Genomic DNA, 25,303 nt, shown 5'->3' with positions numbered 1-25,303 from the left:
CATAATGGACCTTGTTGATTGCCACTGCGCGCGCCGCCGCGCGCCCTTCCTCCATGAACACTCCGCAGCCGCCCAAACGTTTTTCGATGATCCGTGAGTTCCACCTTGCCGACTGGTTCACGCTGGGCAATGCGGTCTGCGGCGTGGGCGCGCTGTTCTCGGTCATGTCGTACCTGGAGACCAGCAATGTGGTGCACGTGTACTTTGCATGTGCCCTGGTGCTGGCCGCGCTGATCTTTGATGTGCTGGACGGCCGCATCGCCCGCTGGCGCCAGAAAAGTTCGGCCATGGGCCGCGAGCTGGACTCGCTGGCCGACGTGATCTCCTTCGGCGTGGCCCCGGCCATCATTGCCTATGGCTGCGGCATGCAGGGCCTGTACGACCGCATCGTGCTGGCCTACTTTGTGGCCTGCGGCGTGTCGCGCCTGGCGCGCTACAACGTCACGGCCGAAACGCTGTCGGGCGACGATGGGAAGGTCAAATACTTCGAGGGCACGCCCATCCCCACCTCCATCGTGCTGGTGGGCCTGCTGGCCCTGGCCGCCTGGCTGGGCGCAGTGCGCGAGAACCTGTGGTTTGGCAAGCTGCTGATCGGCGGCTTCACACTGCACCCGCTGGTGCTGCTGTTTGCGCTGTCGGGGTCGCTGATGATCAGCCGGATTCGCATTCCCAAGCTCTGAGTCACTCGCGGGGGCGTCCCCTGTTTCTGCACGTTGAACCCCATGGCACTTCAAAAAATCGCAGCGTTCTCCGACGGCACCCAGGGCGGCAACCCTGCCGGCGTGTGGATCGGTGGCGCGTTGCCCAGCCCCGCCGACATGCAGCGCATTGCTGCCGAGGTCGGTTTTTCTGAAACCGCGTTTGCCGCCCCTCTGGGCGATGGCCGCTGGCGGGTGCGCTACTTTGCACCCGAGAGCGAGGTGCCCTTTTGTGGTCACGCCACGATTGCCCTGGGCGCCGCGCTCGCGCAGCGCGAGGGCGACGGCGTGTTTGCGCTGTCGCTGAGCCAGGCCGAGATCACGGTCGAAGGCCGTCGCGCGGGCGATCTGGTGCAGGCGGCGCTGCAGTCGCCCCCCACGCGCAGCGGGCCTGTGCCTGCTGGGCTGCTGGCCGATGCGCTGGCCCTGTTTGGCCTCAGCGCGGCCGATCTGGACCCGCGCATTCCGCCCGCGCTCATCCACGGCGGTGCGGACCACCTGGTGCTGGCCCTGCGCAGCCGCGCCGCACTGGCGGCCATGCACTACCCGCTGGACGCGGGCCGCACGCTGATGGTGAACGCCAAGCTCGTCACCATCGTGCTGGTGTGGGTGGAGTCCGACCGGCTGCTGCACACCCGCAATGCCTTTGCCTCGGGCGGTGTGCTGGAAGACCCGGCCACGGGCGCTGCCACTGCCGCGCTGGCGGGCTACCTGCGCGACCTGGGCTGGCCGCACGGCGGCGCCATCGATGTGGTGCAGGGCGAGGACATGGGCATGCGCTCGCGCCTGCGGGCCGAGATCGGGCCCGTGCCCGGCAGCTCCATCCGCGTGTCGGGCACTGCACGGTGGATGGGCGATGGTGAATGATTTTTGCTATTGAAAATATAGCTACTGGCATATGATTCACTAGCGCTACCGCCCGATTTGTGCAGAAAGCGGGCAAGCCGAGCACGCGGGGCTCTGTGCGCCCTGCCCGGTCTCCCGCTCAGGCGCTGATCTCGTCCTGGAGCCACTGTACAAAACGCAGCGTCTCCGGCGATGGGTCCGGCGCCATGCCCAGGTAGTGCCGCGTGAGCGGCAGCCGCAAGTTGGGCAGGGGCGACACCAGCCGCCCCGAGGCCAGGTCGTGGGTGATCAGCGACACCGGGGCCACCGCAAAACCCAGCCCATCCACGGCGGCCTGCAGCACAAAGTGCAGGTGGTCAAACTGCAGGCAGCTGGCGGGCTGGAGCCTTGGCGCGTTCACCAGCTTCTTCCAGCTTTCCCAGTCCTTGCTGCGCGATTTGGACAGCAGCAGCACATGGGCCGACAGCGCCTCGGGCTGCGCCACCGGGCGCTGGGCGAACAGGGCAGGCGCGCCCACCACCAGCGCCTCGTCCTCCAGAAACGGCTGCACCTGCATGCCCGGCGGCCAACCGCGTGGGCCGCGCCGCAGGGCCAGGTCGAAGGCCTCGGTGGCATGGTCTGGCGTCAGCGTGCTGGTGATGACCTGGGGTTCGATGTCCGGGTGCTGGGCCACAAAGCCGGGCAGCCGGGGGATCAACCAGCGCACCGCAAAGCTGGGCCGCACATTGATCTTGACGCTGCGCAGCCCGGCGTCGCCCCGCAGCGCCTCGGCGGCGGCGCCAATCTGCGCGAGCGCAGGGCCGACCTGCGCGTGGAACTGGTGGCCCGCTGCGGTGAGCAGCACCTGCCGCGTCTTGCGCTCGAACAGGTCCACGCCCAGGTGGGCCTCCAGCGCCTTGATCTGGCGGCTGATGGCGCTGTGGGTAACGTGCAGCTCCAGCGCTGCGTGGGTAAAGCTCTGGTGCCGCGCCGCCGCCACAAAGGCACGGACCGCGTTCAGCGGGGGCAGGCGGGGTGGCATGCGGAGGATTTTCACACGCGGGGTTGGGCGCTCTGCGGTTGCTGCCGCAGCGGTGCAGGATCCCAAAGCGTGCGATGGCCTCGTCGGATCAAGGTATCCCAGCCCGGCGCGCATTAGACTGCCTGGATCGAATGGCCCACGCTGCCTCTCCCAGCGGTCGGCCTCACCCCTGCACCTTGCCCATGACGCTCGACCTTGCCACTTTGCTGGCCGCCACCATGGCCGCTGCGACCGCCCAGGCGCTGCCGATTGTGTTTGTGGCCCTGCGTGCCCGCTTGCATCGGGGGCTGGCGTTGTGGGGGCTGGGGCTGGTGGTCAATGCGCTGTCCTACCCGGCGTTCGGCCTGCGGGCATTCGGCTGGACCGAAGTGTCGATCCTGGCAACCAACCTGCTCAGCGGCCTGACGCTGGTGCTGCATACCCTGGCGATCGCGTCGTTTCAGCGGCACCGCGCGCAGCCTGTGCGCTCGGCGCTGGTGTGGTTGCCGCTCGCCGTCAACATGGTGGTGGTGCTGTGGTTCATGCGGGACGACCATTGGCGCAACATCCTGGTTGCCGGCATCCAGAGCGTGATGGCCGGCATGTTGCTGTACCAGGCCTGGGGCCCCGCGCTGGTCGAGCGGCGCCTGACGGGCCGCTGGGTCCTGATTGCCGGCTGCGCGGGCTTGGTGCTCACGCTGGTCGTGCGCACCGCTTACATGGTGTGGGCGTCGGATTGGGATGCCGTCTACAACGTGCCGGGCCAGGTGCAGGGGCTGACCTATTTTGCGGTGATGGCCGTTCTGTTAGTCAACAGTATGGGCTTTGTGCTGATGCAGATGGAATTTGCCCTGGAGCAGCAGCACGCCCTGGCCACGCACGACAGCCTCACCGGTCTGTACAACCGCAGTGCCCTGCAAGACCTGCTGCCAGCGCTGGGCGGGCGCGCTCGGCGCCAGGGGGAACCGCTGGCTTTCCTGATGCTGGACATTGACCACTTCAAGCGCGTCAACGACACCTATGGCCACCTGGCCGGAGACGCCGTGCTGCGCGAAGTGGCGCTGCGCATTCGCCAGCGGCTGCGCCAGGCCGACGTGGTCGCCCGCTATGGCGGAGAAGAGTTTCTGGCGGTCTTGCCTGCCACCGACCAAGCCGGCGCTCTGCGCCTGGCAGAGCACGTGCGCAAGGCCATCGAGTCGCCGCCCGTGCGGCTGGCTAACGCCATGGTGCCGATCACCCTCAGCGTCGGTGTGCACGCCGGCATTCCAGACGATTCCCCCCGAGCCCTGGACGCGCAGATCGGACTCAGCGACGAGGCGCTGTACGCCGCCAAGAACGCGGGCAGAAACCGCGTCGAATGGCGTTAGGGCTGCTGCACAGGTCGCAGTGCCTCAGCCCGCAGGCCGCCGGTTCACCAGCACGATGCCCGCGGCCACCAGCACCAGCGCCGCCACCAGCCCGGGCGTCACAGGCTCACCCAGCCACAGTGCGCCAAACAGCAGCGCAAACACGGGCGTGAGAAACACGAACACCGAGATCTTGGTGGCTGGGTAGTGCGCCAGCATCCACATCCAGGCGAGGTAGCTCACAAACGCACCCACCAGCGCCTGCACCAGCAGCGAACCCCAGGCAAAGCCGCTTAACTGCCAGACCCAGGCCTCGCCCAGGCCCAGCGACAGAACCGGCAGCACCGCCGTACTCACCGCCACTTGATAGAAAAGCTGCTTGGCAGGGGCCACACGCGCCAGGGGCGTGGTGCGGATGACCACCGTGGTCAGCGCCCACATCAGGCCTGCAGCCAGTCCCAGCAGATCGCCCAGCCAGCCTTGTGGCAGCGCCGTGCTGGCGTGGCCCAGCAGCCCGTCGCCCAGCGCCAGCCCCACGCCCACAAAGGCCGCGGCCAGGCCCAGCCACTGCCAGCCCTGCAGGCGCTCACCGGGGATGAAGCGCGGCAGCAGCAATGCCACCCAGAAGGGCGACGCATACAAAAACACCGTGAGCCGCGACGCGGTGGTGTACTGCAGGCCCAGGTAGATGCACGCAAACTCGCCGGCAAACAGCGCCCCCGCCAGCAGTCCGGCGCGTGTGGCCCCGGCGGGCTCGCCCACGCCGGAAAGGCTGACACCACGCCACAGGCACCAGGCCGCCACGGCTACCGTCGCCAGCGCAAAGCGCACAAAGGCCTGAAACACCGGCGCCACCTCGGCCACCGTGGCCTTGACCAGCACCTGCTGGAAGCCCCAGAACATGCAGCAGGCGAGCAGCAGGGAGATGGCGAGGGCGTCGATGTGTGTTTTGCGGGTGGAAGGCATCGGTGCATTATCAAAGGGCGCGCCTGCTCTGCCGGTCGCCTCGGTGCATCCGCTGGCCACCTTGCAGGCCCCTGCGCACATCGGAAAGGTACATACGGACGCTTACACAGGCCCACGGTACACTTTGCGCCTTCTGAAACAGGTTCCCGCGCTCCTTTTCCTATCCCCTCATGGCCCTTACGACGGCGGCGCAGTCCCGCTCCAGCTTTGACCTCAAGAGCGCCTCGCTGCCGGTGGTGGCGGTGCTGCTCAAGACCACCGACGCCGCCCAGTTCGTAGCCGACCTGGCCGAGCGCGTGGCCGATGCCCCGGGCTTTTTTGACAACGACCCTGTATTGATCGACCTGGCGCCCGTGCGTGAGGCCGAAGCGCCCATCGACTTTGCCGCCATCGCAGCCGCGCTGCGCCAGCACAACACCCTGCCTGTGGCCGTGCGCGGCGGCAGCCCCGCCCAGATGGAGGCAGCGCGTGCTGCAGGCCTGGCCGCAGCGCCCGATGCCCCCCCCGCGCGTGCCGAGGCGCCCACGCCGGTGCAGGAAGTGGTGCGCGAGGTGATCCGCGAGGTCGAGGTGGAAGTGGTACGCGAAGTCCCGGTGCAGGTGCCCATGCCCGGCCCCGGCACCGTGGTGGTGGACAAGCCCTTGCGCTCCGGCCAGCAGGTGTATGCGCGTGGCGCCGATCTGGTGGTGATGGCCGTGGTGAGCTTTGGCGCCGAGGTGATTGCCGACGGCAACATCCACGTCTATGCCCCGCTACGTGGCCGCGCGATTGCCGGTGCACGCGGCAACACCGAAGCCCGTATTTTTTCGACCTGCCTGGAGCCGCAACTGGTCTCCATCGCAGGCATCTACCGCACCACCGAGACCGAGCTGCCCGCCGAGGTGCGCGGCAAGCCGGCCCAGGTGCGCCTGGAAGGCGAGAAGCTCCTGATCGAGCCGCTCGCCTGAGCCCCCATTTCATTCGTACCAACCCACAGAGAATCAGCAATACATGGCCAAAATCGTCGTCGTGACCTCCGGCAAAGGTGGCGTGGGCAAGACCACCACCAGCGCCAGCTTTGCCACCGGCCTCGCCCTGCGCGGCCACAAGACCGCCGTGATCGACTTTGACGTCGGCCTGCGTAACCTGGACCTCATCATGGGCTGCGAACGCCGCGTGGTGTACGACCTCATCAACGTGATCCAGGGCGAGGCCAACCTGAACCAGGCGCTCATCAAGGACAAGCAGTGCGACAACCTGTTCGTGCTGGCCGCCAGCCAGACGCGCGACAAGGACGCGCTGACGCAAGACGGCGTGGAAAAGGTCCTCAAGGACCTGGCCGCGATGGACTTTGAATACATCGTCTGCGACTCGCCCGCGGGCATCGAAAGCGGCGCGCTGATGGCCATGCACTTTGCCGATGAGGCGCTGCTGGTGACCAACCCCGAGGTGTCTTCGGTGCGCGACTCCGACCGCATCCTGGGCATGCTGGGCAGCAAGACCAAGCGTGCCATCGAAGGCGGCGAGCCCATCAAGGAACACCTGCTCATCACGCGCTACAACCCCAGCCGCGTGCAGGACGGCCAGATGCTGAGCCTGGAAGACATCCAGGACATCCTGCGCATCAAGCTGATCGGCGTGATTCCCGAATCCGAAGTGGTGCTGCAGTCCTCCAACCAGGGCACGCCCGCCATCCACGCGCAGGGCAGCGATGTGAGCGAGGCGTACAAGGATGTGATCGACCGCTTCCTGGGACAGGACAAGCCGCTGCGTTTCATTGACGCTGAAAAGCCCGGCTTCTTCAAACGCCTGTTCGGGAGCAAATAGCCATGGCTTCTTTCCTGTCCTTCCTGCTCGGCGAGAAGAAAAAAACCGCCAGCGTTGCCAAGGAGCGGCTGCAGATCATCCTGGCGCACGAGCGCAACGGCCGCAATGCATCCGAGCCCGACTACCTGCCCGCACTGCAACGCGAGCTGGTGGCGGTGATCTCCAAGTACGTCAAGATCAACCCCGACGACCTCAAGGTGCACCTGGAGCGCCAGGACAACCTGGAAGTGCTGGAGGTCAAGATCGAGCTGCCCGATACCGTGCGATAGGCCGCCACGGCCACCGGGCCGCGCACTCCCATCGCGCCCTCGCGTCGCCCTAGACCCTGCCCTGCAATCTGCGTGGCAGGGTTTCTTTTTGGGCTGGTGGGACCTGATTTGGCCTGACAATTGCTAGATGTACTAGGGTAATCCCTAATCTCTCGGCAACAAGGCTCCTGTGGACACAACCTGGAAACTCAGTTGGCAGCGTGCACGCAACCATGAGGGCGTCACGCGCGGCGCGCGTGCCTTGGTCGCCCTGGCCGCCGTGCTGGCCTATGGCTGGTGGGCCGACTGGCAGGCTGAGCTGATGCCCGTGCTGCTGGGCGTGATCGCCAGCGCACTCACCGAAACCGACGACAGCTGGCGCGGGCGCCTGCGGGCGCAGTGCCTGGCGCTGGCGTGTTTTGGCCTCATGGCCGGGGCCGTCTGGGCGGCGGTGTCCTGGCCCTGGGTGCTGATGGGGGTGATGGCGCTGCTGGCCTTTGGCATCACCATGCTGGGGGCGCTGAGCGAGCGCTACCGCGCCATTGCCTTTGGGTCGCTCATCCTGTTCATCTATGCGGGGCTGGCCGCCCACAGCAGCCGTGCGGGCGCGGGTGACGCCATCCCCCGCATGCTGGCCGGTGCGGCCTGGTACGGCGTGGTGTCGGTGCTGTGGCATGCCGTGCTGCCGCGTGCACCGGTGCGCTACCGCCTGGCCAAGCTGTACGCCATGTTGGGCGAATATCTGCGCCTGAAGGCGCTGTTGCTGGAGCCGGTGCGGGACGTAGACCTGGAGCGCCGCCGCATGGCGCTGGCGCTGCACAACGGCCGCGTGGTGGACGCCCTCAACGCCACCAAGGAAAGCCTGATCAGCCGCATGGGCTGGGGCACGCCCCCGCTGTGGCTGCAGACCGCCATGCACCAGTACCTGGCGGCGCAGGACGTGCACGAGCGCGTGAGTTCGTCCCACGAGCATTACGACCTGCTCGCCCAGTCGTTTTTTCACAGCGACGTGTTGTACCGCTGCCAGCGCGTGCTCACGCTGCTGGGCGAGCAGGCGCTCAAGCTGTCGGTGGCGATCGAGGCGCAGACGGTGCCCCAGCACTGGGGCGTGACGGCCCGTGCCATCGAGGACATGCAGGCTGCCGTGGCGCACCTGGCGTCACAGCCTCAGTCCGTTGGTGCTGCGCCCCTGCCTGCCCAGTCCCGGGCATTGCGATCATTGCAGGCGCTGGCCGACAACCTGACCGCACTGGCCGGGGTGTTTGCCGGTGCGCTGGCGCTGCCCGTCCACACCGCGGAAGCGGCAGTGGACCACGCCCTGTTTGACCGCGAGCCGCGCAGCCTGCGCGATGCCTGGGTGCGCCTGCGCTCGCACTGGCAGCTGCAGTCCCCCTGGCTGCGCCACAGCTTGCGGCTGAGCTTGTCCCTCATGGTGGGCTTTGCCCTCATGCAGGCCACAGCAGACCCGCACGGGTACTGGATCTTGCTGACCATTGTGTTCGTGAGCCAGCCGCAGTACGCGGCCACGCAAACGCGGCTGATGGAGCGCGCCAAGGGCACGGCGATGGGGCTGGCGCTCGGGTGGGCGGTGATCCAGCTGTTTCCGGGCGAGCTGGTGCAGGCCGCCTTGCTGGTGCTGGGGGGCGCGGTGTTTTTTGGGGCGCGGCACACGCGCTACACCCTGGCCACGGCGGCGGTCACCACCTTGCTGCTGCTCAGCTTTCACCAGATGGGCGCGGCCAGCGGCGTGATCTCTGCGCGCCTGCTCGATACCGTGGTGGGCTGCGTGATCGCGGCCGTGGCCTCGTGGCTGGTGCTGCCGTCGTGGCAGTCGCGCCACTGGCCCCAGCTGGCCGCCCAGGTGCTGCAGACCCAGGCGCTGTACCTGCGGGAGATCCTGGCGCAGTACCAGGGCGGCAAGTGCGACCACCTGGCTTACCGCCTGGCCCGGCGCAATGCCCACAACGCAGATGCCGCGCTGTCCAACTCGTACAGCGCCATGCTCAAGGAGCCCTTGCATGTGCGTGGCAAGGCCGAGGTGGTGGGGCATTTCCTGTGCCTGTCGCACACCCAGCTCAACTACCTGTCGGCGCTGGGCGCGCAGCGCGGTGGCGCAGCCGCTCAGCCCATGGACGAGGCCACGCGCGAACTGGCGCAAAGCCTGCTGGCATCCCTGCAGCAGTTGGCGCTGGAGCTGGAGCGCGCGCAGCAGTCCGGCAGGGTGCGCAAGACCCACAGCGCCCCGGCGGTGGCCCAGGTGCTGCGCGAGTGGGGCACGGTGCCGGCAGCGCCCAGCGCGCACAGCCTCATGGCAGCGCAGCTGCAGCTGGTGGGCAAGGTGTTTCCGCAGCTGCAGGCGCAGGCGCGCCAGCTGGTGACCACGGAATAGGTTGGGCGGAGTGCGGTGCGGGAGTCGTGCCGCAGCCAGATCAACGTGCGTGCTTGGCGAACTTGCCCGCAAATGCCTGGGCAATGCTCAGCCCGCGTTGCCCCGCGACCAGCGTCGCAGTCTGCCCGGCGGCGATGGTGCCGGGCCGGTCCACCGCCAGGTAGTAGCCGCAGCAGCCCGCCACCGCCATGGCGCGGCCGGCCTGGGCAAAGCCCATCACGGCGTTGAACTTGAAGCAGGGCTCGCGCGGCGCCGCCACGCGCAGCACGCAGTCCGGGAAATGCCACTCGTCGCCCACAAACACCTCGTGCTCCAGCGGGCCGTCAATGGTGAGGTTCTCGCCCATGAAGCCCGGTGGCAGCGCTTCGTCGAACAGGCTCACGCCCCGCTCGCGGCGCTGGGCCTGCCAGAACGCATAGTGCGCGGCGGGGTAGGCATACACCGCCTTGGCCAGGCCGCCGTGCACGCTCAGGTCGGCCTGCTCGTCCCCCGCCAGCCCCAGCGGGCCCACGGCCACGGGGCCCGTGACAGAGGTTTTGCCGATGGCGGTGAGCACCGACCGCTCGCCCACCTTCAGACGCCGGGCGGTGCCAACGTTCACGTGGCGCACGACGATGACGGGCGCCGTCACAGCGGGTGCTCGGTGTAGAACTTGCCGCCGTGGTACAGCAGGGGCGATGCGCCCTCGCGGTGCTCGCAGCGCTCCACCTCGCCCACGAAGATGGTGTGGTCACCCTCCTTGTACTGGCTGCGGTTGAAGCATTCGAACGTGGCGGCGGCACCGGCCAGCAGGGGCGCGCCGCTGATACCGGGACGGTGCTCCAGGCCGGCCCAGCGGTCAATGCCGCGGGTGGCGAACCGCTCGGCCAGGTCCTTCTGGTCCGCTGCCAGCACATGGATGGCGTAGTGCGAGCCGTTGGCAAACGCGGGCATGGTGCTGGCGCCGTGCGACAGGCTCCACAGCACCAGCGGGGGCTCCAGCGACACCGAATTGAACGAGCTGGCCGTGAGCCCCACCAGTTCACCCGCCGCATTGCGGGCGGTCACGATGGTCACGCCCGTGGCGAACATACCCAGCGCATTGCGGAATTCGCGGGTCGAAAAGCTCGGCGGCAGGGCGAGGGCGGGGCGGGGGAGCGAAGGGTTCACAAAAGCGGCGCCAGCGGTGGCGGCGTGGGGGCAAGCGACAGGACCTATTATCAGGCGCCACCCTCCGCCGCGCTGTTGCGGGGTTTACATCTGCTTTTCACCGCATGGCCGCATTGCTTCCCACCTTCACCACCCTCGGCTCCGGCCCCACTGTGCTCATGCTGCACGACGCGGACGGCGACCACCTCACCTTTGCGCCCCAGGTGGAGACCCTGGCCACCGCCGGCTACCGGGCCGTGGCCTGGGACATGCCCGGCTATGGCCGCAGCGCGCCCGTGGAGCCCTACACCTTCAAGGCGCTGGCACAAAGCTGCCTGGCGCTGATCGATGCGCTGCGCTGCGGCCCCGTCACGCTGGTCGGCCACGGCATGGGCGCCATGGTGGCGCTGGAGGCCGCCGTGCGGGACGCGTCCCAGGTGCGCCGCATGGTGCTGTGTGCGGGCGGCCCGGCGCTCGATGCCCAGGCCGTGCAGGACTGGGTGGCACCGCGCGAGCAGGCCCTCAAGGCCCTGGATACCGGCGGCAGCATGGAGCAACTGGCCCAGACCCTGGTGCCGCGGTGCATCGGCACCGGCGCCCTGCCCGAAGGCGTGCGGCTGGCGGGCCACGCGCTGGGCCAGGTGTTCCCGGGCGCCTACCGCCGCGCCCTGGAGGCCCTGCCCACGTTTGACCGGGGCGCTGCCGCGCTGGCGCACCTGACCATGCCGGTGCTGCTGGTGGGCGGCGAACAGGACCGGTGCACTCCCCCGGCAGCCCTGCAGGCGCTGGCCCAGGTGTTGCCCGATGCCCAAACGGTGCTGCTGCCGCATGTGGGGCATTGGCCCCAGCTGGAAGACCCCGAAGGGTTTGACGCAGCGCTGCTCGATTTTCTGGCCCAGCGGCGCACGCTGCACTGACCCTTTGGACCCCGCTTTGCCCGGCTGCCGCGCCGGGGCATGAACGCTGCCTTTTTTCTCCATGCTGTTTGCCCTCAAGAAAATTCTGTCTGCGCTGCTGCTGCCGCCGGTGTCCAGCATCGTGCTGGCGCTGTTGGGCCTGTGGCTGGCGCGCTACCACCGCCGCACGGGCAACACGCTGGTGGTGTTGTCGCTGTTGTCGGTGCTGGTGCTGTCCTGGCCGCCGGTGTCGGACGCGCTGGTGCGCAGCCTGGAGCGCTACCCCGCCGTCACGCCCCGCCAGCTGCCCGAGGCGAAGGTGCAGGCCATCGTGGTGCTGGGCGGCGGTGCCGACACCGTGGCGCCTGAATACGGGGTGGATGTGCTTAGCCGGGGTGCGCGCGAACGGGTGCGCTATGCCGCCTACCTGCAGCAGCAGACGGGTTTGCCCATTCTGGCCACGGGGGGCTCCACAGGCGGCACACGGGCCGAGGCCCTGGTGATGAAGGATGTGGTGGAGCGGGAGTTCAAGGGCCGGGTGCGCTGGACCGAAGTGGAGTCCCTCGACACCCGCAACAACGCCACCAGGTCGGCCGTCCTGCTCAAGGCCGCGGGCATCGAGCGCATTGCGGTCGTCACCCGCGGCTGGCACATGGTGCGCGCCGCCCGGGACTTTGAGCAGGCCGGGCTGCAGGTGCTGCCGGCGCCCATGGGCTTCAAAGGAGGGCAGGCGCGCAAGCTGTATCGCGTGCTGCCGCGCGCCTCGGCCCTGTCCGACAGCAGCCTGGCGCTGCATGAGTGGCTGGGCATACTGGCCCAGCGCGCTTCGCTGGACCGCTGAGATCAGCCCGCAGCGGGCGTGACCAGGAAGCGGCTGGCCGCCTCCACCGCCTGCGCATCGGCCTGCACGGCGCCCGGGGGGCCGCCTTTGCCCCACAGCGCACCGCCCCAGGTCATGGACAGGAACTGCGCGCACAGCGCCACCGAATCGATCATGGGCTGGGCCTTGGTGCGGTCGCCGCTGGTAGTGATGAGCGACAGCGTCTTGCGGCCCATGGCGCCCTTGAAGTCCAGGCCCGGCACGCGCATCCAGGCGCTCCAGTGGTCAAGGTAGGTCTTGAGCGGCGAGGGGATGCTGTACCAATACACCGGGGCCACCCAAACGATGTGGCTGGCGGCCAGCGTGGCGTCCAGCAAGGTTTTCATGTCGCCCTCAGGCGGTGCGTAGGTGCCGGTGGTGTGGCGCTGGTCCACAAAGGGCGGCAACTGCATGCGCGCCAGGTGGTGCCAGGTTTGCTCCGTGCCTGAGGGCAAGGCCGCCGCGGCCTGCCGCGCCAGCCATTCGGTGTTGCCGAGGTGGCCGGGTTCGCGGGTCGAGGTGGTGAGGAAGAGGTAATGGGGTGCAGACATGGCCGGCATCGTAGCGGGACCGGCCCTTGTCTGCAGGCGCGCTGTGGGAGCCGCCCCTTAGAACGTGTTCACGATCTTAGGCCGCGACCACGGTGCGCGGCGCGCGCACCGCCTCGGCCCCCAGAAAGCCGAAGTTCATCGCAGGCTGCTCGCCGCTGATCAGCTCTGCCAGGGCCTTGCCCGAGCCCGCACCGTGCGTCCAGCCCAGTGTGCCGTGGCCCGCGTTCACCCAGAGCTTGCCCACGCGGGTGCGGCCGATGAACGGGATGTTGGTGGGCGTGGCAGGGCGCAGGCCGGTCCAGTACTGCGGGTTGCCGCCTTCCTCGGGCGTGCGGGTGTCGCACACGCCGGGCAGAATGGCCTCGATGCGGCGCGAGAGCATGTGGCAGCGGGCGCGGGCCAGGGAGCTGTCGAGGGTCAGGTCCCAGCCATTCAGTTCAATGGTGCCCGCCACGCGCAGGAAGTTGCCCAGGCGGCTCATGGCGATCTTCTTGCCGTCGTCGATGGTGGAGACCATGGGCGCACCCTCGGGCTTGAGCAGCGGGAAGGTCGCGCTGTAGCCCTTGCCGGGGTAGATCGGCAGGTCCACGCCCACGCTGCGCAGCAGCGGCGCGCTGTACGAGCCGCAGGCCACCACAATGGCGTCCGCCTTCAATATGAAGTCTTTTTTGCCGCTTGCGCTAGTGGAATTTGGCATGACTGCTACTGAATCAATAGCATTGCCAATCTTGTTCAGACGCAGCACATCGTGGCCGTACAGGAACTGCACGCCCCGTGCCGCGCAGCGGCGGGCCAGTTCTTGGGTGAAGACCCGTGCATCGCCGCTCTCGTCGGTGCTGGTGTAGGTGCCGCCGGTGATCTTGTCGCCGTAGGCCTTGAAGGCCGGTTCGATCTTGAGCAGCTCGTCGCGGCTGATCAGGCGGCGCTGCACGCCATGCTTGCGCATCAGCTCCACGGCATGGCCTGCGGCGTCGAACGATTTCTGGTCGGTGTAGAAGTGGGCAATGCCGCGTTCGAGCCGGTTGTATTCGATGCCCGTGGTTTTCACCAGGTCCTTCAGCGCGGCATGGCTGTAGGCGCCCAACGCCACAATCTGCTGCACATTGCGCTCGAACGCCGCATCGTTGCACTGCGCCAGGAACTGCAGGCCCCAGCGCCATTGCTGCCAGTCCATCTGCGGGCGAAACAGCAGCGGCGCTTCTTTGTCGAACATCCACTTGAGCGCCTTGAGCGGCGCCTCGCGGTTGGCCCAGGGCTCGCAGTAGCTCACCGAGATCTGCGCGGCGTTGGCAAAACTGGTTTCGAGTGCTGCATCGGGCTGGCGGTCGATCACGATGACTTCGTGACCGCGTTCCAGCAGGTGCCACGCTGTGCTGATGCCGATGATGCCGGCGCCGAGAACAATGGTTTTCATATGCGGAATGCCTTGTGAGCCTTTGCGTGCCGCCCGCCCCAGTGCGGGACACGATGGGGCGCAGTGTGCGCGACATTGCATTCAACTAAAAGCAAAATTAAACTTACTCCAAAAACATCAGCGTACCTAATGAATAGCGCTGTAGAGACAACCCTCTTTTGTTCGAGTCCGAGACCATGAGCACCTACGATCCCGCCGCCCTGGAATGCCTTGCCGCCATCGTTGAAGAGGGCGGCTTCGAGCGCGCTGCGCAGCGCCTCAATGTCACGCAGTCGGCCGTTTCGCAGCGCCTGCGTGCGCTGGAGGCGCAGGTGGGCTCGGTGCTCATCGTGCGCAGCCGCCCGCTGCGGCCCACGTCGGCCGGGCAGTTGCTGCTCAAGCACACCAAGCAGATGCGCCTGCTGCGCGCCGACCTGGAGCGCGACCTGCAGGAGCTGGCGCCCAGTGCGCCAGGGGGCTCGCGCGAGGACGAGCGCATCTCGATCGCCATCAACGCCGACAGCATCGCCACCTGGGCCATGGGCGCGCTGCACGACCTGGTGCGCCAGCGCCTGCCGCTCGAAATCATCGTGGACGACCAGGACTTCACCCAGGAATGGCTGCGCTCCGGCCAGGTGCTGGGCTGCGTGACCACGCTCAAGCAGGCGCTGCGTGGTTGCAAGATGGTGCCGCTCGGGGCCATGCCCTATGTGGCGGTGGCGTCGGCCAGTTACGCGGAGCAGTACCTGCCGCAGGGGCTCACGCCCCACAACTTCCGCGATGTGTCGTTTTTGTCGTTCAACCGCAAGGACGACATGGCGGCCGAGTTCGTGGCCCGTGCGTTCGGGCTCAAGCGCGTGGCGCTCAACCACCTGTTTGTGCCGGGCTCCGAGGCGCAGATGCGCGCGGTGGCCGCTGGCTGGGCCGTGGGGGTCATGCCCGAGCTGATGGCGCGACAGGCGCTGGCCGACGGCAGCATGGTGGACCTGGCCCCCGGCCGGTCGCTGCCGATCCAGCTGTACTGGCATTGCTGGAACCTGGAGTCCGAGTTGCTGGATGCGTTGTCGTCGGCACTGACGAGCGCTGCGGCCCAGGCGCTGGTGTCCTAGGAACCTGTTCAAAGGCCGTCTGGCTGCGCCCCTGCGGCGGGGCGCGCGGCACGTTTTGTGCTGTCAAAAACGTGAACGACGTAGTTGCATTGCAACTTCGTCATTTATTTTTTTACTGCAATGTATAAAATGGACGCCATGCAAACGCCGCAACCCAAAGTTTCGTTCAAGGAGCAGATGCACCAGGCCCGCGAGGATGCCATCCTCCAGTCCGCCTGCCGCCTGCTGGGTGAAAAGGCCTTCGACGCCATGACCATGGACGACGTGGCCAACGCCGTCGGCATCGCCAAGGCCAGCCTGTACAAGCATTTCTGCAGCAAGGAAGAGCTGTGCAGTGCCGCCATGGTGCAGATCCTGGGACGGGTGCAGACCTACCTGGCGGGCCTGCCCGCCGACATGCCGCCGCTAGAGAAGCTGCATGCGCTAGTGCGCTGGTCGCTGGAACGTCTGCTGACCAACGAGATGCCCCTGCTGCCCAGCCGCAACTCCACGCTGCGCGCGGTGCTCATGGCCAACAAGGACTACCTGAACGGGCTGGTGGCGGTGAGCGACCAGATCGGGGAGTGGATCACCCAGGCCCAGGCCCAGGGGGTGATCAGCCCCACGCTGCCGCCGCTGGTGGTGCTCTACACGCTGTATGCGCGCGCCTGCGACCCGGTAGTGAGCTTCCTCAAGGAAGGCGGGCAGTATTCGGACGCCGAAATCGTGGACCTGGTGGTGCGCACCTGTTTTGACGGGCTGGCAGCGCGTTGACATGGCGGCACGATAAGCCGCATCGATAAAAAAAGCCCGGCACGCCGGGCTTTTTGCTGTGTGGGTGCTGCGCCGGTGGGGGCGCGCAGCACCTGGGATCCTGTCACTTCGGCAGGATCACCTTGTCCACCACGTGGATCACACCATTCTTGGTGAATACGTCGGTAGCCACGATGTTGCTGGTGCGCATGTTCTGGTCGGTGATCACCAAGCTGGAGTTGATGGTGAAGGTCTGGCCCTGCACGGTGGTGATGGCGGTGTTCACAGGCACTTCGGCCTTCAGCACGCGCGCGGGCACCACGTGGTAGGTCAGCACCTGGGTGAGCAGGGTCTTGTTGGCCAACAGCGCGTCCTTGGTCACGCCCAGCTCGGTCAGCAAGGCAGCAAACGCCGCGTTGGTGGGGGCAAACACGGTGAAGGGGCCAGCGCCTTGCAATGTGCTCACCAGGCCGGCGGCCACCACGGCCTCGACGAGGATGCTGAAGTCCGGCAGGGCCGAGGCGGTGGCCACGATGTCCTTGTCGGCGGGCAGCAGCACCTTGTCCACCAGATGCACCACGCCGTTGCTGGCCTGGATGTCGGTGCTGGTGATGGTGCTCACGCGATTGCGGCCGTCGGTGATCTTCAGGCCGTTGTTCGACTCGATCTTGAAGAAGCCGCCCGACACCGGCGTGATCGCCTTGCCCAGGGGCACATCGGCCCGCATCACCTTGCTGCCCAGCACATGGTAGGTAAGCACGGCGGTCAGCAGGGGCTTGTTGGCCAACAAGGCTTCCTTGGTCACACCCAGTTCGGTCAGCAACGCGGCAAACGCTGCGTTGGTGGGCGCAAACACGGTGAGCGTGCCCGTGCTCAGCGTGGGCGCGAGGCCCGCAGCGACCACGGCTTCGACCAGGATGCTCAGCTCGGGGGTGTTTTGGGCCAGCTCGACGATGTTGCGCTGGGGCTCGTCGTCTCCGCCCCCACAGGCTTGCAGCAGGGTGGTGCTGGCGCCCAGGGCGGCGGCCATCAGGACGGTGCGGCGATTGAATACGGTGTTCATGGCGGCTTCTCCTCGTGAATGGATGGTGGGTGAAAAGAGCGGTGGTGCCGGTGGCTTACTTGGGCATCAGCACCGTGTCGATCGCATGGATCACGCCGTTGCTGGCGGCCACGTCGGTGGCAATGACCTTGGATTGGTCGACCATCACACCCATGCTCGTGCTCACGGTGAGTTCCTGGCCTTGCACGGTCTTGACCTTGCCCGCCTTCACATCCTTGGCCATGACCTTGCCGGGCACCACGTGGTAGGTCAGCACCTTGGTCAGTGCGGCCTTGTCGGCCAGCAGGCCGTCCAGCGTGGCCTTGGGGATCTTGGCGAAGGCTTCGTCCGTGGGGGCAAACACCGTGAACGGGCCGGGGCCCTTGAGGGTGTCCACCAGACCGGCGGCCTGCACTGCGGCCACCAGGGTCTTGAAGTTGCCCGCTTTCACAGCGGTATCGACGATGTCTTGCGCCATGGCGCTGAAGGTGGCGCCAGCGGTCAGAGCGAGTGCAATCAGGGTCTTCTTCATGGGTCGTTCCTCTCGGTTTCGATGGAATTGACACGCCAAGATGGGCGTGGCGCGAATGTATAACCATTTGGTACGAAAGTAAACTAATTGGTTATTCAATAACCATTCAGTCGTAACGAGATGAAAAAAAGCCCTGCAAGGCAGGGCTTTTGGATGGTGTTGCGCGATTGCGCAGCGGAGCTGGACGTTCAGCGAACGATCAGTAGCGGCACCTTGCTGTGCGCCAGCACCTGGGTGGTCACCGAGCCCATCACCAGCGTGGCGATGGCGCCATGGCCGTGCGAACCCATGACCAGCAGGTCGAACTTGCCGGTGTCTGCCACCTTGGCAATGGTCTCGCCCACCGCGCCGACCTTGACGCTGCGCTTGGCATCCACGCCGTGGCGGCCCAGGAACTTGCACACCGGTGCGAGGATTTTTTCGGCTTCTTCCGCGTGGTAGTTGTCCACCACTTCCTTGCCCAGCGCGGCGCGCGCGCGGGGAGGCAGCGGGGCCTGCACCGTCAACACGGTGTAGGTGTGGGTGCCGCCCAGCAGTTCTTCGTGGGTGGCCAGGTAGGCCAGCATTTTCTTGGTGTAGGCGCTGCCATCGACAGCAAGCAGGATGTTCATGGTGTTCTCCGAAAAGGGATGGGGCAGACTACTCTGCGCGGGTGCCTGTTGTCTTGACCTGGGTCATGTTGTTCTGTTCGGCGCGTGGCGGATTCGTACGAACCGCATGCTGATCATACGGTGACCACGCAGCGCGGCTGAAACGCTGCCTGCTCGCCCTTGCGTGCGTAACCCAGCGGGTTGGCCACCACCCGGCACTGCCAGGGCGATCCGTCGCTGCGTTGGCCCTGCGCGGTGTAGTCGCTGGGCGCATGCAGGTGGCCATGCAGCCACAGCGGGGTGTGCAGCAGCAGGTCATCCAGCGCGTTGCAAAACCCTGCTGTGCCAGGCACCAGGCCGTAGCGCGGGTCGGCGCTGCGGAGGCTGGGGGCAAAGTGGGTGACGACCACGGTGGGGCCGTCAAAAGGCTGCTGCAGCACATCGCGCAGCCACTGCTGGCAGACCAGCGCCTGCTCGCGCATGGGCTCGGCCAGAAACGGCTCTGTGTGGCGCGTGCCCCCGGTCTTGCGCAGGTAGAAGTTGGCCGCGCGAAAGGCCTTGTCCCGCAGCTTGAGCCGGCGCGTGAGGTCGGTCGTGCCCTCATGGTCGGCCAGTGCGTCGAAATCGCTCCACAGCGTCGTGCCGACAAAACGCACGCCTTGCAGCACCAGGGTTTCACGTTCGAGCCACGCTATGCCCAGGCGGTCACAGGTCCGGCGCAGCCGCAGGTGCGCGGCATCGAAATCCTGGGCGTCGTACTCGTGGTTGCCGGGCACAAACAGCACGGGGGTCGGCCAGCCCCCATGCTGGGGCAGCGGAGAAAACCGGGCCAGGCCGAAGTCGTCGTCGTCCAGTTGAGAGCCCTGCTGGTAGGAGCCCACGTCCCCCGCCAGCACCAGCACATCGGCGCCAGGGGCGGGCTCAGGCACAAAGTGGGGGTGTGCCTCCAGATGGAGGTCGGACAAAAGCTGGATATTCATCAGCCGTGCAGTCTAAGGCGTGCCGTGCAGGCCCTGCTCCGGAAAGGTGCGCCGTGCTGACCGTGCAAGTGCCTGCAGCAGCCAGGTCATCGCAGCCTGCTGGGGGCCGCGCCGGCGCCACAGGGCATCCACGTGCACGGCGGGCACGTCCAGGGGCAAAGCCCGTTGCACCAAGGCGTCGGCGATGCCGGTCACTGGCACAAAGTGGCGCGGCAGCACGGTCAGCAGGTCCGAGCCCGACACCACCCGACCGGCGGTGAAGAATTGGTTGACCGTGATCACCACCTTGCGCTCGCGGCCCAGCGACGCCAGGGCTTCGTCGATGAAACCAAAGGGCCGGCCCGAAAAACTCACCAGCATGTGCCGCGCTGCGCAGTAGGTGTCCAGTGTCAGGGGCGCGTCGGCCAGAGGGTGGCCCTGGCGCATCACGCACACGTATTCGCCGTCGTACAGCCGGCGGCTTTCAAAGGCGACCACGCCGCCGGACTGTGCCCGCGCCGTGAGGTCGGCCAGTGCCGCTGGAAAGTAACCCACAGCCATGTCGGCCGCCTCTTCTTCGAGCAGACGCCGGGGGTCGCGCGTGGTCAGCGGCAGCACGCGGATGGAGATGCCAGGGGCTTCGCGCTCGATGATCTCCACCAGGGCGGGCACCAACGTCGCCGCCGTGGCATCGGCCATGGCCAGCACAAAGGTGGACTCCGCCGTCGCCGGGTCAAAGTGACCGGGCGCCAGGGACTCCTGCAAATGGGCCAGAGCCTCGCGCACCGGCGGCCACAGGGCCAGTGCGCGTGGCGTGGGCTCCACCCCCTGGCCGCTGCGCACCACCAGTTCATCGCCCATCACGTCCCGCAGGCGCCGCATGGCGTTGCTGACGGCCGGCTGGGTGATGGAGAGCTTGTGCGCGGCCCGGGTGAGGCTGCGCTCCGCCATCACCTCGTCAAAGACGCGCAGCAGGTTCAGGTCCAGGGAGCGGAAGTTCAAAGGGGTCATGGTCGCCCCACAGCATATTCATCACCGATATGAATATCAATGATTCAAAATATAAACTTGAACATGCAAAGGGTAAACCCTAATATCACCCCATCGCCCGGCAATCTCGCCACAAGCGTTAGAAAAGGGAAACCGAAATGACCGCCTTTGCACACGTTGAGTACCCCACCGAACACCCCGGCGTTGTCCGCGCCGAAAACGCAGCCGCCGCCCTGAAGAGCGCTGCCGCCCATTTTGACGGCGCGCGTGGCGCTGCCTCCTTGCTGCTGGCCGCCGTGGTCTCCGCGCTGCTGGTGGTTGCCAACCAAGTCATCGACACTTGGACCGAAGGCCACCTGCTGGCCGCCTGGATGGTGCTGTGGCTCGTGGCCTTCGCTGCGCTGGCCCTGCTGACCAGCCCCGCCCGTCGCGCTGGTGTGGCGCTGCGCGGTTCCGCGCTGGCGTGGGCTGAAAACCGGCGCCGCGCCGCTGAAGACCAGCGTACCTGGCAAGTCGCCCTGAAGGACCCCCGCATCATGGCCGAGTTGAACCACGCGATGGGCATTCCCACCGTGGACAGCATTCGCAAGTACTACTGAGGGTTTGGCGCGGCGTACGCTGCGCAACCCAGCCCATTCAAAGCCGTGGCGGACGCCACGGCTTTTTTTATGCCTCCGTTCGCCGTGCCCCTTCCTGATGCTCCAGGCCGCTGTTGTCGCTGCAGCGCGGAGACGAAAAAAAACCGCCCCGCGAAGGCGGGACGGCTTTGAGTGGGGGAGATTCCGGGAGCGGACCGGCGTATCAGGCCGCCAGGCGCTTTTCCAGTTGCGCCTTGGTATCGAGCAGCGCCTGGGGCAGGTGGTAGGCCAGCTGCTCAAAGTGGGCGGTGTGCAGCTTGAACTCTTCCGTCCATGCGGCCTTGTCGATGCTGGTCACGGCGTCGAACTTCTGGGCATTGAAATCCAAACCGGTCCAGTTGATCTCGGCGTACTGCGGGGCCACGCCAAACATGGTTTCCTGGCCTTGGGCCTGGCCTTCGATGCGGTCGATCATCCACTTGAGCACGCGCATGTTGTCGCCATAACCGGGCCAGACGAACTTACCGGCTTCGTCCTTGCGGAACCAGTTCACGCAGAACACCTTGGGCAGCGCCTTGCCGGTGGCGGCAATTTGGCCTTCCATGTTCAGCCAGTGCTGGAAGTAGTCGCTCATGTTGTAGCCGCAGAACGGCAGCATAGCGAAGGGGTCGCGGCGCACCACGCCCTGGGCGCCAAAGGCGGCGGCGGTAGTTTCGGAGCCCATGGTCGCAGCCATGTACACGCCTTCGGTCCAGGTGCGGGCTTCGGTCACCAGCGGCACGGTGGTGGAGCGGCGGCCGCCGAAAATGAAGGCGTCAATGGCTACGCCATTGGCATCGTCCCACTGGGGGTCGAGCGCTGGGTTGTTGGTGGCAGCCACGGTGAAGCGCGAGTTCGGATGGGCAGCCTTGGCGCCGGTTTCCTTGGCGATCTGGGGCGTCCAGTCCTTGCCTTGCCAGTCGATCAGGTGGTCGGGCAGCTTGCCGGTGTCCTTTTCCATGCCTTCCCACCACACGTCGCCGTCGTCCGTCAGGGCCACGTTGGTGAAGATCACGTCCTTGTCCAGGCTGCGCATGCAGTTGGGGTTGGTGTGCATGTTGGTGCCGGGGGCCACGCCAAAGTAGCCAGCCTCGGGGTTGATGGCGTACATCTTGCCGTCGGCATGGGGCTTGATCCAGGCGATGTCGTCACCGATGGTGGTGACCTTCCAGCCGGCAAAGCCCGCCTCGGGCGGCACCAGCATGGAGAAGTTGGTCTTGCCGCAGGCGCTGGGGAAGGCCGCTGCCACGTGGTACTTCTTGCCTTGGGGGTTGGTCACGCCCAGGATGAGCATGTGTTCGGCCAGCCAGCCTTGGTCACGGCCCATGGTGGAGGCGATGCGCAGGGCCAGGCACTTCTTGCCCAGCAGCGCGTTGCCGCCGTAGCCCGAGCCGTAGGACCAGATTTCGCGCGTTTCGGGGTAGTGCACGATGTACTTGACCTTGGGATTGCAAGGCCAGCTCGTGGTGTCCTTCTCGCCTGCTGCCAGGGGAGCGCCCACGGTGTGCATGCAGGGCACGAATTCGCCCTCTACGCCCAGCACGTCGTACACGGCCTTGCCCATGCGGGTCATCAGCTTCTGGTTCACGGCCACGTAGGCGCTGTCGGTCAGTTCCACGCCGATGTGGGCGATGTGGCTGCCCAGCGGGCCCATGGAGAAAGGCACCACGTACATGGTGCGGCCCTTCATGCAGCCGTCAAACAGTGGCTGCAGCGTGGCGCGCATTTCGGCGGGGGCCATCCAGTTGTTGGTCGGGCCTGCGTCTTCCTTCTTGGCCGAGCAGATGTAGGTGCGGTCTTCCACGCGGGCCACGTCGGAGGGGTCGGACCAGGCCAGGAAGCTGCCGGGGCGCTTGGCGGGGTTCAGCTTCTTGAAGGTGCCGGCATCGACCAGCTGCTGGCACAGGCGGTCGTACTCTTCCTGGGAGCCATCGCACCAGTAGATGCTGTCGGGCTTGCACAGGGCGGCCATGTCGGCCACCCAGGCGAGCAGCCGGGCGTTTTTGACGTAAGCGGGGGCGTTGAGATTCAGGCCCTGCATCGTGGGTGCGTTCATCGGGGAGCTTCCTAAGTTGAAAAAACGTTTTTCCAAAGGAAGCGGACCGAACGGGTCACGGCGAGGCCTGGCGCAATTGCGGTGCTGAGCGCTGCCTTTGAAAAAACGGCTTTCGTGCTCAGTCGGCGGGCGGGAGCGTGTGTCAGCCCCACGGGTGGAGGCTAGTTCCACGGATTCCGCGGGTCGGCTGGGATGTCAATTTTATGAATCTGCCGCCCATTTGTCTGTCAGACAGGGGTCAAAATCATGCAAAAAAAACATGGGGTTATGCAACCAATTCGACGCCCGCCAAGGACCGGGCTTTGGTGCTAGGGGCGGGTCGCCGCACCGCTCCAGCGCTCAAAGCCCGCCTTGCGCAGCGCACAGGCCGGGCAGGTGCCACAGCCGTACCCCCAGGCATGCAACGTGTCACGCACGCCGTGGTAGCAGGTGTGCGAGTCGTTCACGATCAGATCGACCAGTGCCTGCCCACCCAGGGTCCGCGCCAGCTCCCAGGTCTCGGCCTTGTCCAGCCACATGAGGGGCGTCTCGAACGTGAACCGCTGGCCCATGCCCAGCGACACCGCCACTTGCAGCGCCTTGAGCGTGTCGTCGCGGCAGTCGGGGTAGCCGGAGAAGTCGGTCTCGCACATGCCGCCCACCAGGGTGTGCAGCCCGCGCCGGTAGCCCACGGCGGCCGCCAGCTGGAAGAACAGCAGGTTGCGCCCTGGCACAAAGGTGTTGGGCAGGCCGGCCGCGGTCATCTGGATCTCGGCGTCGCTGGTCAGCGCGGTGTCGCTGATGTGGCCCAGCACCGCCAGGTCCAGCATGTGATCGTCGCCCAGCCGGGCGTTCCAGTGCGGAAACTGCGCGCGCAGCGACGCCAGCACCGTCTGCCGCGCCTGCAGCTCGATGTGGTGGCGCTGCCCGTAGTCAAAGCCGATGGTTTCCACATGGGCAAAGTGCTCCAGGGCCCAGGCCAGGCAGGTGGTGGAGTCCTGGCCTCCGGAAAAGAGGACGAGTGCGTGTCCGGGTCTCATGGGGTTCTCCAGGTCAAACGAAGATGGGGTGTGGGGGCGGGACGAAAAAAAGCCCCGCACTGCGGGGCTGTGGGGGTGATGCCTGTCGGAGCGGTCAGGCCATCATCACGGCGATGAACGCCAGCAGGAACATCATGATGCCGCCCACCACTGGCAGCACCACGGGGACCACGTGAACGACGTTTTCCACTGGGTCGTTCGATGGCGTTGCAGAGGCGTGCGAAGTGTTGTGGTCAGACATGGTGGGCTCCAGATGCTTAAAACTTGCGCAATTCTAGCCGCGAGAACCTGTGCAGGGGCAAAACCCTGTGGTCTCTGTGCACAGGCTCTCAGATCAGGTCGGCCTGCATGCCCGCCGCCCGCAGCTGTCCCAGCACCTCATCGACATGGGTCTTGCCCCGGGTTTGCAGCACCAGCTCAATCTCCACGTTCTGCGCGGCCAGCATGGTGAAGGCGCGCTGGTGGTGCACTTCCTCGATGTTGGCACCTGCGTCCGCCACGGTGGCGGTGATGCGCGCCAGCACGCCGGGCACATCGCGTGCGCTGACCTTGATGCGCGCCAGGCGCCCTGACCGCACCATGCCGCGTTCGATGATGGCCGCCAGCAGCAGTGGGTCGATGTTGCCGCCGCACAGCACCAGGCCCACGCGCTTGCCTTTGAAGCGTTCGGGGTAGCGCACCAGCGCCGCCAAGCCAGCAGCCCCTGCGCCTTCGACCAGGGTCTTTTCAATCTCCAGCAGCATCAGCACCGCCTGCTCGATGTCGCCCTCGTCCACCAGCACCAGGTCGTCCACCAGACGTTTGACGATCTCCTGTGTGATCTTGCCCGGGGTTCCCACGGCAATGCCCTCGGCTATTGTTGACGTGCCCTGCGGGTGGTGCGTGCCCTTGACGGCGTTGACCATGGCCGGAAAGCGCGCAGTTTGCACGCCCACGATCTCGATGCCCGGCTTGATCGCCTTGGCGGCCGTCGCCACTCCAGAGATCAACCCGCCGCCGCCGACGGCAATCACCAGCGTGTCGAGGTCGGGCACGGCCTGCAGCATCTCCAGGCCCAGCGTGCCCTGTCCCGCAGCCACGCCTTCATCGTCATACGGGTGCACAAAGGTCAGGCCCTGCGCGTCTGCCAGCGCATAGGCATGGGCGCGGGCTTCTTCCAGCGTGTCGCCATGCAGCACCACCTCGGCGCCAAATCCGCGCGTGCGCTCCACCTTCACGCCGGGCGTGAAGCGCGGCATCACGATGACTGCGCGCAGGCCCAGGCGCTGTGCGTGGTAGGCCACGCCCTGGGCATGGTTGCCGGCGCTCATGGCCACCACGCCGCGCGCACGCTCCTCGTCGGTTAGCAGCGTGAGACGGTTGCAGGCGCCGCGCTCCTTGAAGGACGCGGTGAACTGCAGGTTCTCGAACTTGAGGAACACCTGCGCACCCACGATCTGCGAGAGCGTCTTGGATTCGACACAGGGGGTGTCCAGCACCTGGCCTTGTAAGCGGGTGGCGGCGTCGCGGATGTCTTGAAGGGTCAGCATGG

General features: G+C 66.6%; 27 protein-coding genes. 12 read left to right on the top strand and 15 right to left on the bottom strand.

Features of this window, described 5'->3' with window-relative positions; genetic code table 11:
* Positions 1 to 53 precede the first annotated feature (53 nt).
* Together pssA and DNK89_RS13715 are read left to right on the top strand one after the other, a co-directional pair.
* Positions 54 to 680 carry a CDP-diacylglycerol--serine O-phosphatidyltransferase gene (gene pssA / locus DNK89_RS13720; protein WP_043565028.1) on the top strand — a complete coding sequence of 209 codons (627 nt, stop codon included), beginning with the start codon at positions 54 to 56 and terminating at the stop codon, positions 678 to 680.
* A 42-nt stretch (positions 681 to 722) separates the two neighbouring features.
* Entirely contained in the window at positions 723 to 1,565 is an 843-nt protein-coding gene (locus DNK89_RS13715) for a PhzF family phenazine biosynthesis protein (protein ID WP_110960554.1), read from the top strand.
* Between the two features lie 118 nt (positions 1,566 to 1,683).
* On the opposite strand, the gene DNK89_RS13710 is transcribed toward DNK89_RS13715, so the two are convergent.
* On the bottom strand, positions 1,684 to 2,565 hold the full coding sequence (locus DNK89_RS13710; RefSeq protein WP_110960553.1) for a LysR substrate-binding domain-containing protein: 882 nt from the start codon (positions 2,563 to 2,565) through the stop codon (positions 1,684 to 1,686).
* Between the two features lie 182 nt (positions 2,566 to 2,747).
* Here DNK89_RS13710 and DNK89_RS13705 point away from each other — a divergent pair, with 182 nt between their 5' ends.
* Positions 2,748 to 3,911, top strand: coding sequence for a diguanylate cyclase (locus DNK89_RS13705; protein WP_110960552.1), 1,164 nt, complete (start codon positions 2,748 to 2,750; stop codon positions 3,909 to 3,911).
* A 24-nt stretch (positions 3,912 to 3,935) separates the two neighbouring features.
* Here DNK89_RS13705 and DNK89_RS13700 read toward each other — a convergent pair whose 3' ends face one another.
* Positions 3,936 to 4,856, bottom strand: coding sequence for a DMT family transporter (locus DNK89_RS13700; RefSeq protein WP_110960551.1), 921 nt, complete (start codon positions 4,854 to 4,856; stop codon positions 3,936 to 3,938).
* 170 nt (positions 4,857 to 5,026) lie between these two features.
* On the opposite strand from DNK89_RS13700, the gene minC reads away from it, so the two are divergent.
* From minC to yccS, 4 genes are all read left to right on the top strand, one after another.
* Entirely contained in the window at positions 5,027 to 5,803 is a 777-nt protein-coding gene (gene minC, locus DNK89_RS13695) for a septum site-determining protein MinC (RefSeq protein ID WP_110960550.1), read from the top strand.
* A 43-nt stretch (positions 5,804 to 5,846) separates the two neighbouring features.
* Positions 5,847 to 6,662: a septum site-determining protein MinD gene (gene minD / locus DNK89_RS13690; RefSeq protein ID WP_015011986.1), complete on the top strand. Its 816-nt coding sequence runs from the start codon at positions 5,847 to 5,849 to the stop codon at positions 6,660 to 6,662.
* 2 nt (positions 6,663 to 6,664) lie between these two features.
* Complete coding sequence (gene minE, locus DNK89_RS13685) at positions 6,665 to 6,931, top strand: cell division topological specificity factor MinE (protein ID WP_015011987.1); 267 nt, start codon at positions 6,665 to 6,667, stop codon at positions 6,929 to 6,931.
* Positions 6,932 to 7,100: 169 nt separating this feature from the next.
* On the top strand, positions 7,101 to 9,299 hold the full coding sequence (gene yccS, locus DNK89_RS13680) for a YccS family putative transporter (RefSeq protein WP_110960549.1): 2,199 nt from the start codon (positions 7,101 to 7,103) through the stop codon (positions 9,297 to 9,299).
* 40 nt (positions 9,300 to 9,339) lie between these two features.
* Here the strand turns inward: yccS and DNK89_RS13675 are convergent, their stop codons facing one another.
* Positions 9,340 to 9,930, bottom strand: coding sequence for an MOSC domain-containing protein (locus DNK89_RS13675; RefSeq protein ID WP_110960548.1), 591 nt, complete (start codon positions 9,928 to 9,930; stop codon positions 9,340 to 9,342).
* Entirely contained in the window at positions 9,927 to 10,448 is a 522-nt protein-coding gene (locus DNK89_RS13670) for a flavin reductase family protein (RefSeq protein WP_015011990.1), read from the bottom strand. The genes DNK89_RS13675 and DNK89_RS13670 overlap by 4 nt, the downstream gene beginning before the upstream one ends.
* 104 nt (positions 10,449 to 10,552) lie before the next feature.
* Between DNK89_RS13670 and DNK89_RS13665 the strand changes: the two genes are divergently transcribed.
* Both DNK89_RS13665 and DNK89_RS13660 read left to right on the top strand, forming a co-directional pair.
* A complete protein-coding gene (locus DNK89_RS13665; protein WP_110960547.1) occupies positions 10,553 to 11,344 on the top strand; it encodes an alpha/beta fold hydrolase in 792 nt (263 codons plus the stop codon).
* Between the two features lie 61 nt (positions 11,345 to 11,405).
* Positions 11,406 to 12,164 (top strand): YdcF family protein, encoded by a 759-nt coding sequence (locus DNK89_RS13660; protein ID WP_110960546.1) that lies wholly within the window; start codon positions 11,406 to 11,408, stop codon positions 12,162 to 12,164.
* Positions 12,165 to 12,166: 2 nt separating this feature from the next.
* Here the strand turns inward: DNK89_RS13660 and DNK89_RS13655 are convergent, their stop codons facing one another.
* Together DNK89_RS13655 and DNK89_RS13650 are read right to left on the bottom strand one after the other, a co-directional pair.
* A complete protein-coding gene (locus tag DNK89_RS13655; RefSeq protein ID WP_110960545.1) occupies positions 12,167 to 12,742 on the bottom strand; it encodes a flavodoxin family protein in 576 nt (191 codons plus the stop codon).
* 67 nt (positions 12,743 to 12,809) lie between these two features.
* Positions 12,810 to 14,147 carry a D-amino acid dehydrogenase gene (locus tag DNK89_RS13650; protein WP_110960544.1) on the bottom strand — a complete coding sequence of 446 codons (1,338 nt, stop codon included), beginning with the start codon at positions 14,145 to 14,147 and terminating at the stop codon, positions 12,810 to 12,812.
* Between the two features lie 176 nt (positions 14,148 to 14,323).
* On the opposite strand from DNK89_RS13650, the gene DNK89_RS13645 reads away from it, so the two are divergent.
* Both DNK89_RS13645 and DNK89_RS13640 read left to right on the top strand, forming a co-directional pair.
* On the top strand, positions 14,324 to 15,235 hold the full coding sequence (locus DNK89_RS13645; protein ID WP_110960921.1) for a LysR family transcriptional regulator ArgP: 912 nt from the start codon (positions 14,324 to 14,326) through the stop codon (positions 15,233 to 15,235).
* A gap of 129 nt (positions 15,236 to 15,364) precedes the next feature.
* Positions 15,365 to 15,988 (top strand): TetR/AcrR family transcriptional regulator, encoded by a 624-nt coding sequence (locus DNK89_RS13640; protein WP_108626237.1) that lies wholly within the window; start codon positions 15,365 to 15,367, stop codon positions 15,986 to 15,988.
* A gap of 103 nt (positions 15,989 to 16,091) precedes the next feature.
* Here the strand turns inward: DNK89_RS13640 and DNK89_RS13635 are convergent, their stop codons facing one another.
* The 5 genes from DNK89_RS13635 to DNK89_RS13615 form a co-directional block, all read right to left on the bottom strand.
* Entirely contained in the window at positions 16,092 to 17,030 is a 939-nt protein-coding gene (locus DNK89_RS13635; protein ID WP_015011997.1) for a fasciclin domain-containing protein, read from the bottom strand.
* A gap of 55 nt (positions 17,031 to 17,085) precedes the next feature.
* On the bottom strand, positions 17,086 to 17,541 hold the full coding sequence (locus DNK89_RS13630; protein ID WP_110960543.1) for a fasciclin domain-containing protein: 456 nt from the start codon (positions 17,539 to 17,541) through the stop codon (positions 17,086 to 17,088).
* 188 nt (positions 17,542 to 17,729) lie between these two features.
* Entirely contained in the window at positions 17,730 to 18,152 is a 423-nt protein-coding gene (locus DNK89_RS13625; protein WP_015011999.1) for a universal stress protein, read from the bottom strand.
* 113 nt (positions 18,153 to 18,265) lie between these two features.
* Positions 18,266 to 19,111 carry a metallophosphoesterase gene (locus DNK89_RS13620; protein WP_110960542.1) on the bottom strand — a complete coding sequence of 282 codons (846 nt, stop codon included), beginning with the start codon at positions 19,109 to 19,111 and terminating at the stop codon, positions 18,266 to 18,268.
* Positions 19,112 to 19,123: 12 nt separating this feature from the next.
* Positions 19,124 to 20,101: a LysR family transcriptional regulator gene (locus DNK89_RS13615; RefSeq protein ID WP_110960541.1), complete on the bottom strand. Its 978-nt coding sequence runs from the start codon at positions 20,099 to 20,101 to the stop codon at positions 19,124 to 19,126.
* 137 nt (positions 20,102 to 20,238) lie between these two features.
* Here DNK89_RS13615 and DNK89_RS13610 point away from each other — a divergent pair, with 137 nt between their 5' ends.
* Entirely contained in the window at positions 20,239 to 20,679 is a 441-nt protein-coding gene (locus DNK89_RS13610; protein ID WP_110960540.1) for a hypothetical protein, read from the top strand.
* Positions 20,680 to 20,881: 202 nt separating this feature from the next.
* Here DNK89_RS13610 and DNK89_RS13605 read toward each other — a convergent pair whose 3' ends face one another.
* The 4 genes from DNK89_RS13605 to DNK89_RS13595 form a co-directional block, all read right to left on the bottom strand.
* Positions 20,882 to 22,753: a phosphoenolpyruvate carboxykinase (GTP) gene (locus tag DNK89_RS13605; RefSeq protein WP_110960539.1), complete on the bottom strand. Its 1,872-nt coding sequence runs from the start codon at positions 22,751 to 22,753 to the stop codon at positions 20,882 to 20,884.
* Between the two features lie 308 nt (positions 22,754 to 23,061).
* Positions 23,062 to 23,772, bottom strand: a complete 711-nt coding sequence (queC, locus tag DNK89_RS13600; protein WP_110960538.1) for a 7-cyano-7-deazaguanine synthase QueC — start codon at positions 23,770 to 23,772, stop codon at positions 23,062 to 23,064.
* Between the two features lie 94 nt (positions 23,773 to 23,866).
* Positions 23,867 to 24,013: a hypothetical protein gene (locus DNK89_RS24575; protein WP_203422270.1), complete on the bottom strand. Its 147-nt coding sequence runs from the start codon at positions 24,011 to 24,013 to the stop codon at positions 23,867 to 23,869.
* Positions 24,014 to 24,101: 88 nt separating this feature from the next.
* Positions 24,102 to 25,301: a threonine ammonia-lyase gene (locus DNK89_RS13595; protein WP_110960537.1), complete on the bottom strand. Its 1,200-nt coding sequence runs from the start codon at positions 25,299 to 25,301 to the stop codon at positions 24,102 to 24,104.
* Positions 25,302 to 25,303: the final 2 nt, after the last annotated feature.

It is taken from the genome of Acidovorax sp. ST3 (assembly GCF_003231145.1).
In the GTDB taxonomy this organism is placed as follows: Bacteria; Pseudomonadota; Gammaproteobacteria; order Burkholderiales; family Burkholderiaceae_C; genus Acidovorax.
The sequence above is the reverse complement of the archived record's forward strand: the minus strand, read 5'-3'. Positions and strand labels throughout refer to the sequence as shown.

What these genes read in the sequence shown, in the direction of transcription:
- pssA (WP_043565028.1), top strand. Translation starts at nt 54, where the DNA reads ATGAACACTCCGCAGCCGCCCAAACGTTTTTCGATGATCCGTGAGTTC.
- DNK89_RS13715 (WP_110960554.1), top strand. Translation starts at nt 723, where the DNA reads ATGGCACTTCAAAAAATCGCAGCGTTCTCCGACGGCACCCAGGGCGGC.
- DNK89_RS13710 (WP_110960553.1), bottom strand. Translation starts at nt 2,565, where the DNA reads ATGCCACCCCGCCTGCCCCCGCTGAACGCGGTCCGTGCCTTTGTGGCG.
- DNK89_RS13705 (WP_110960552.1), top strand. Translation starts at nt 2,748, where the DNA reads ATGACGCTCGACCTTGCCACTTTGCTGGCCGCCACCATGGCCGCTGCG.
- DNK89_RS13700 (WP_110960551.1), bottom strand. Translation starts at nt 4,856, where the DNA reads ATGCCTTCCACCCGCAAAACACACATCGACGCCCTCGCCATCTCCCTG.
- minC (WP_110960550.1), top strand. Translation starts at nt 5,027, where the DNA reads ATGGCCCTTACGACGGCGGCGCAGTCCCGCTCCAGCTTTGACCTCAAG.
- minD (WP_015011986.1), top strand. Translation starts at nt 5,847, where the DNA reads ATGGCCAAAATCGTCGTCGTGACCTCCGGCAAAGGTGGCGTGGGCAAG.
- minE (WP_015011987.1), top strand. Translation starts at nt 6,665, where the DNA reads ATGGCTTCTTTCCTGTCCTTCCTGCTCGGCGAGAAGAAAAAAACCGCC.
- DNK89_RS13665 (WP_110960547.1), top strand. Translation starts at nt 10,553, where the DNA reads ATGGCCGCATTGCTTCCCACCTTCACCACCCTCGGCTCCGGCCCCACT.
- DNK89_RS13660 (WP_110960546.1), top strand. Translation starts at nt 11,406, where the DNA reads ATGCTGTTTGCCCTCAAGAAAATTCTGTCTGCGCTGCTGCTGCCGCCG.
- DNK89_RS13655 (WP_110960545.1), bottom strand. Translation starts at nt 12,742, where the DNA reads ATGCCGGCCATGTCTGCACCCCATTACCTCTTCCTCACCACCTCGACC.
- DNK89_RS13650 (WP_110960544.1), bottom strand. Translation starts at nt 14,147, where the DNA reads ATGAAAACCATTGTTCTCGGCGCCGGCATCATCGGCATCAGCACAGCG.
- DNK89_RS13645 (WP_110960921.1), top strand. Translation starts at nt 14,324, where the DNA reads ATGAGCACCTACGATCCCGCCGCCCTGGAATGCCTTGCCGCCATCGTT.
- DNK89_RS13640 (WP_108626237.1), top strand. Translation starts at nt 15,365, where the DNA reads ATGGACGCCATGCAAACGCCGCAACCCAAAGTTTCGTTCAAGGAGCAG.
- DNK89_RS13635 (WP_015011997.1), bottom strand. Translation starts at nt 17,030, where the DNA reads ATGAACACCGTATTCAATCGCCGCACCGTCCTGATGGCCGCCGCCCTG.
- DNK89_RS13630 (WP_110960543.1), bottom strand. Translation starts at nt 17,541, where the DNA reads ATGAAGAAGACCCTGATTGCACTCGCTCTGACCGCTGGCGCCACCTTC.
- DNK89_RS13625 (WP_015011999.1), bottom strand. Translation starts at nt 18,152, where the DNA reads ATGAACATCCTGCTTGCTGTCGATGGCAGCGCCTACACCAAGAAAATG.
- DNK89_RS13620 (WP_110960542.1), bottom strand. Translation starts at nt 19,111, where the DNA reads ATGAATATCCAGCTTTTGTCCGACCTCCATCTGGAGGCACACCCCCAC.
- DNK89_RS13615 (WP_110960541.1), bottom strand. Translation starts at nt 20,101, where the DNA reads ATGACCCCTTTGAACTTCCGCTCCCTGGACCTGAACCTGCTGCGCGTC.
- DNK89_RS13610 (WP_110960540.1), top strand. Translation starts at nt 20,239, where the DNA reads ATGACCGCCTTTGCACACGTTGAGTACCCCACCGAACACCCCGGCGTT.
- DNK89_RS13605 (WP_110960539.1), bottom strand. Translation starts at nt 22,753, where the DNA reads ATGAACGCACCCACGATGCAGGGCCTGAATCTCAACGCCCCCGCTTAC.
- queC (WP_110960538.1), bottom strand. Translation starts at nt 23,772, where the DNA reads ATGAGACCCGGACACGCACTCGTCCTCTTTTCCGGAGGCCAGGACTCC.
- DNK89_RS24575 (WP_203422270.1), bottom strand. Translation starts at nt 24,013, where the DNA reads ATGTCTGACCACAACACTTCGCACGCCTCTGCAACGCCATCGAACGAC.
- DNK89_RS13595 (WP_110960537.1), bottom strand. Translation starts at nt 25,301, where the DNA reads ATGCTGACCCTTCAAGACATCCGCGACGCCGCCACCCGCTTACAAGGC.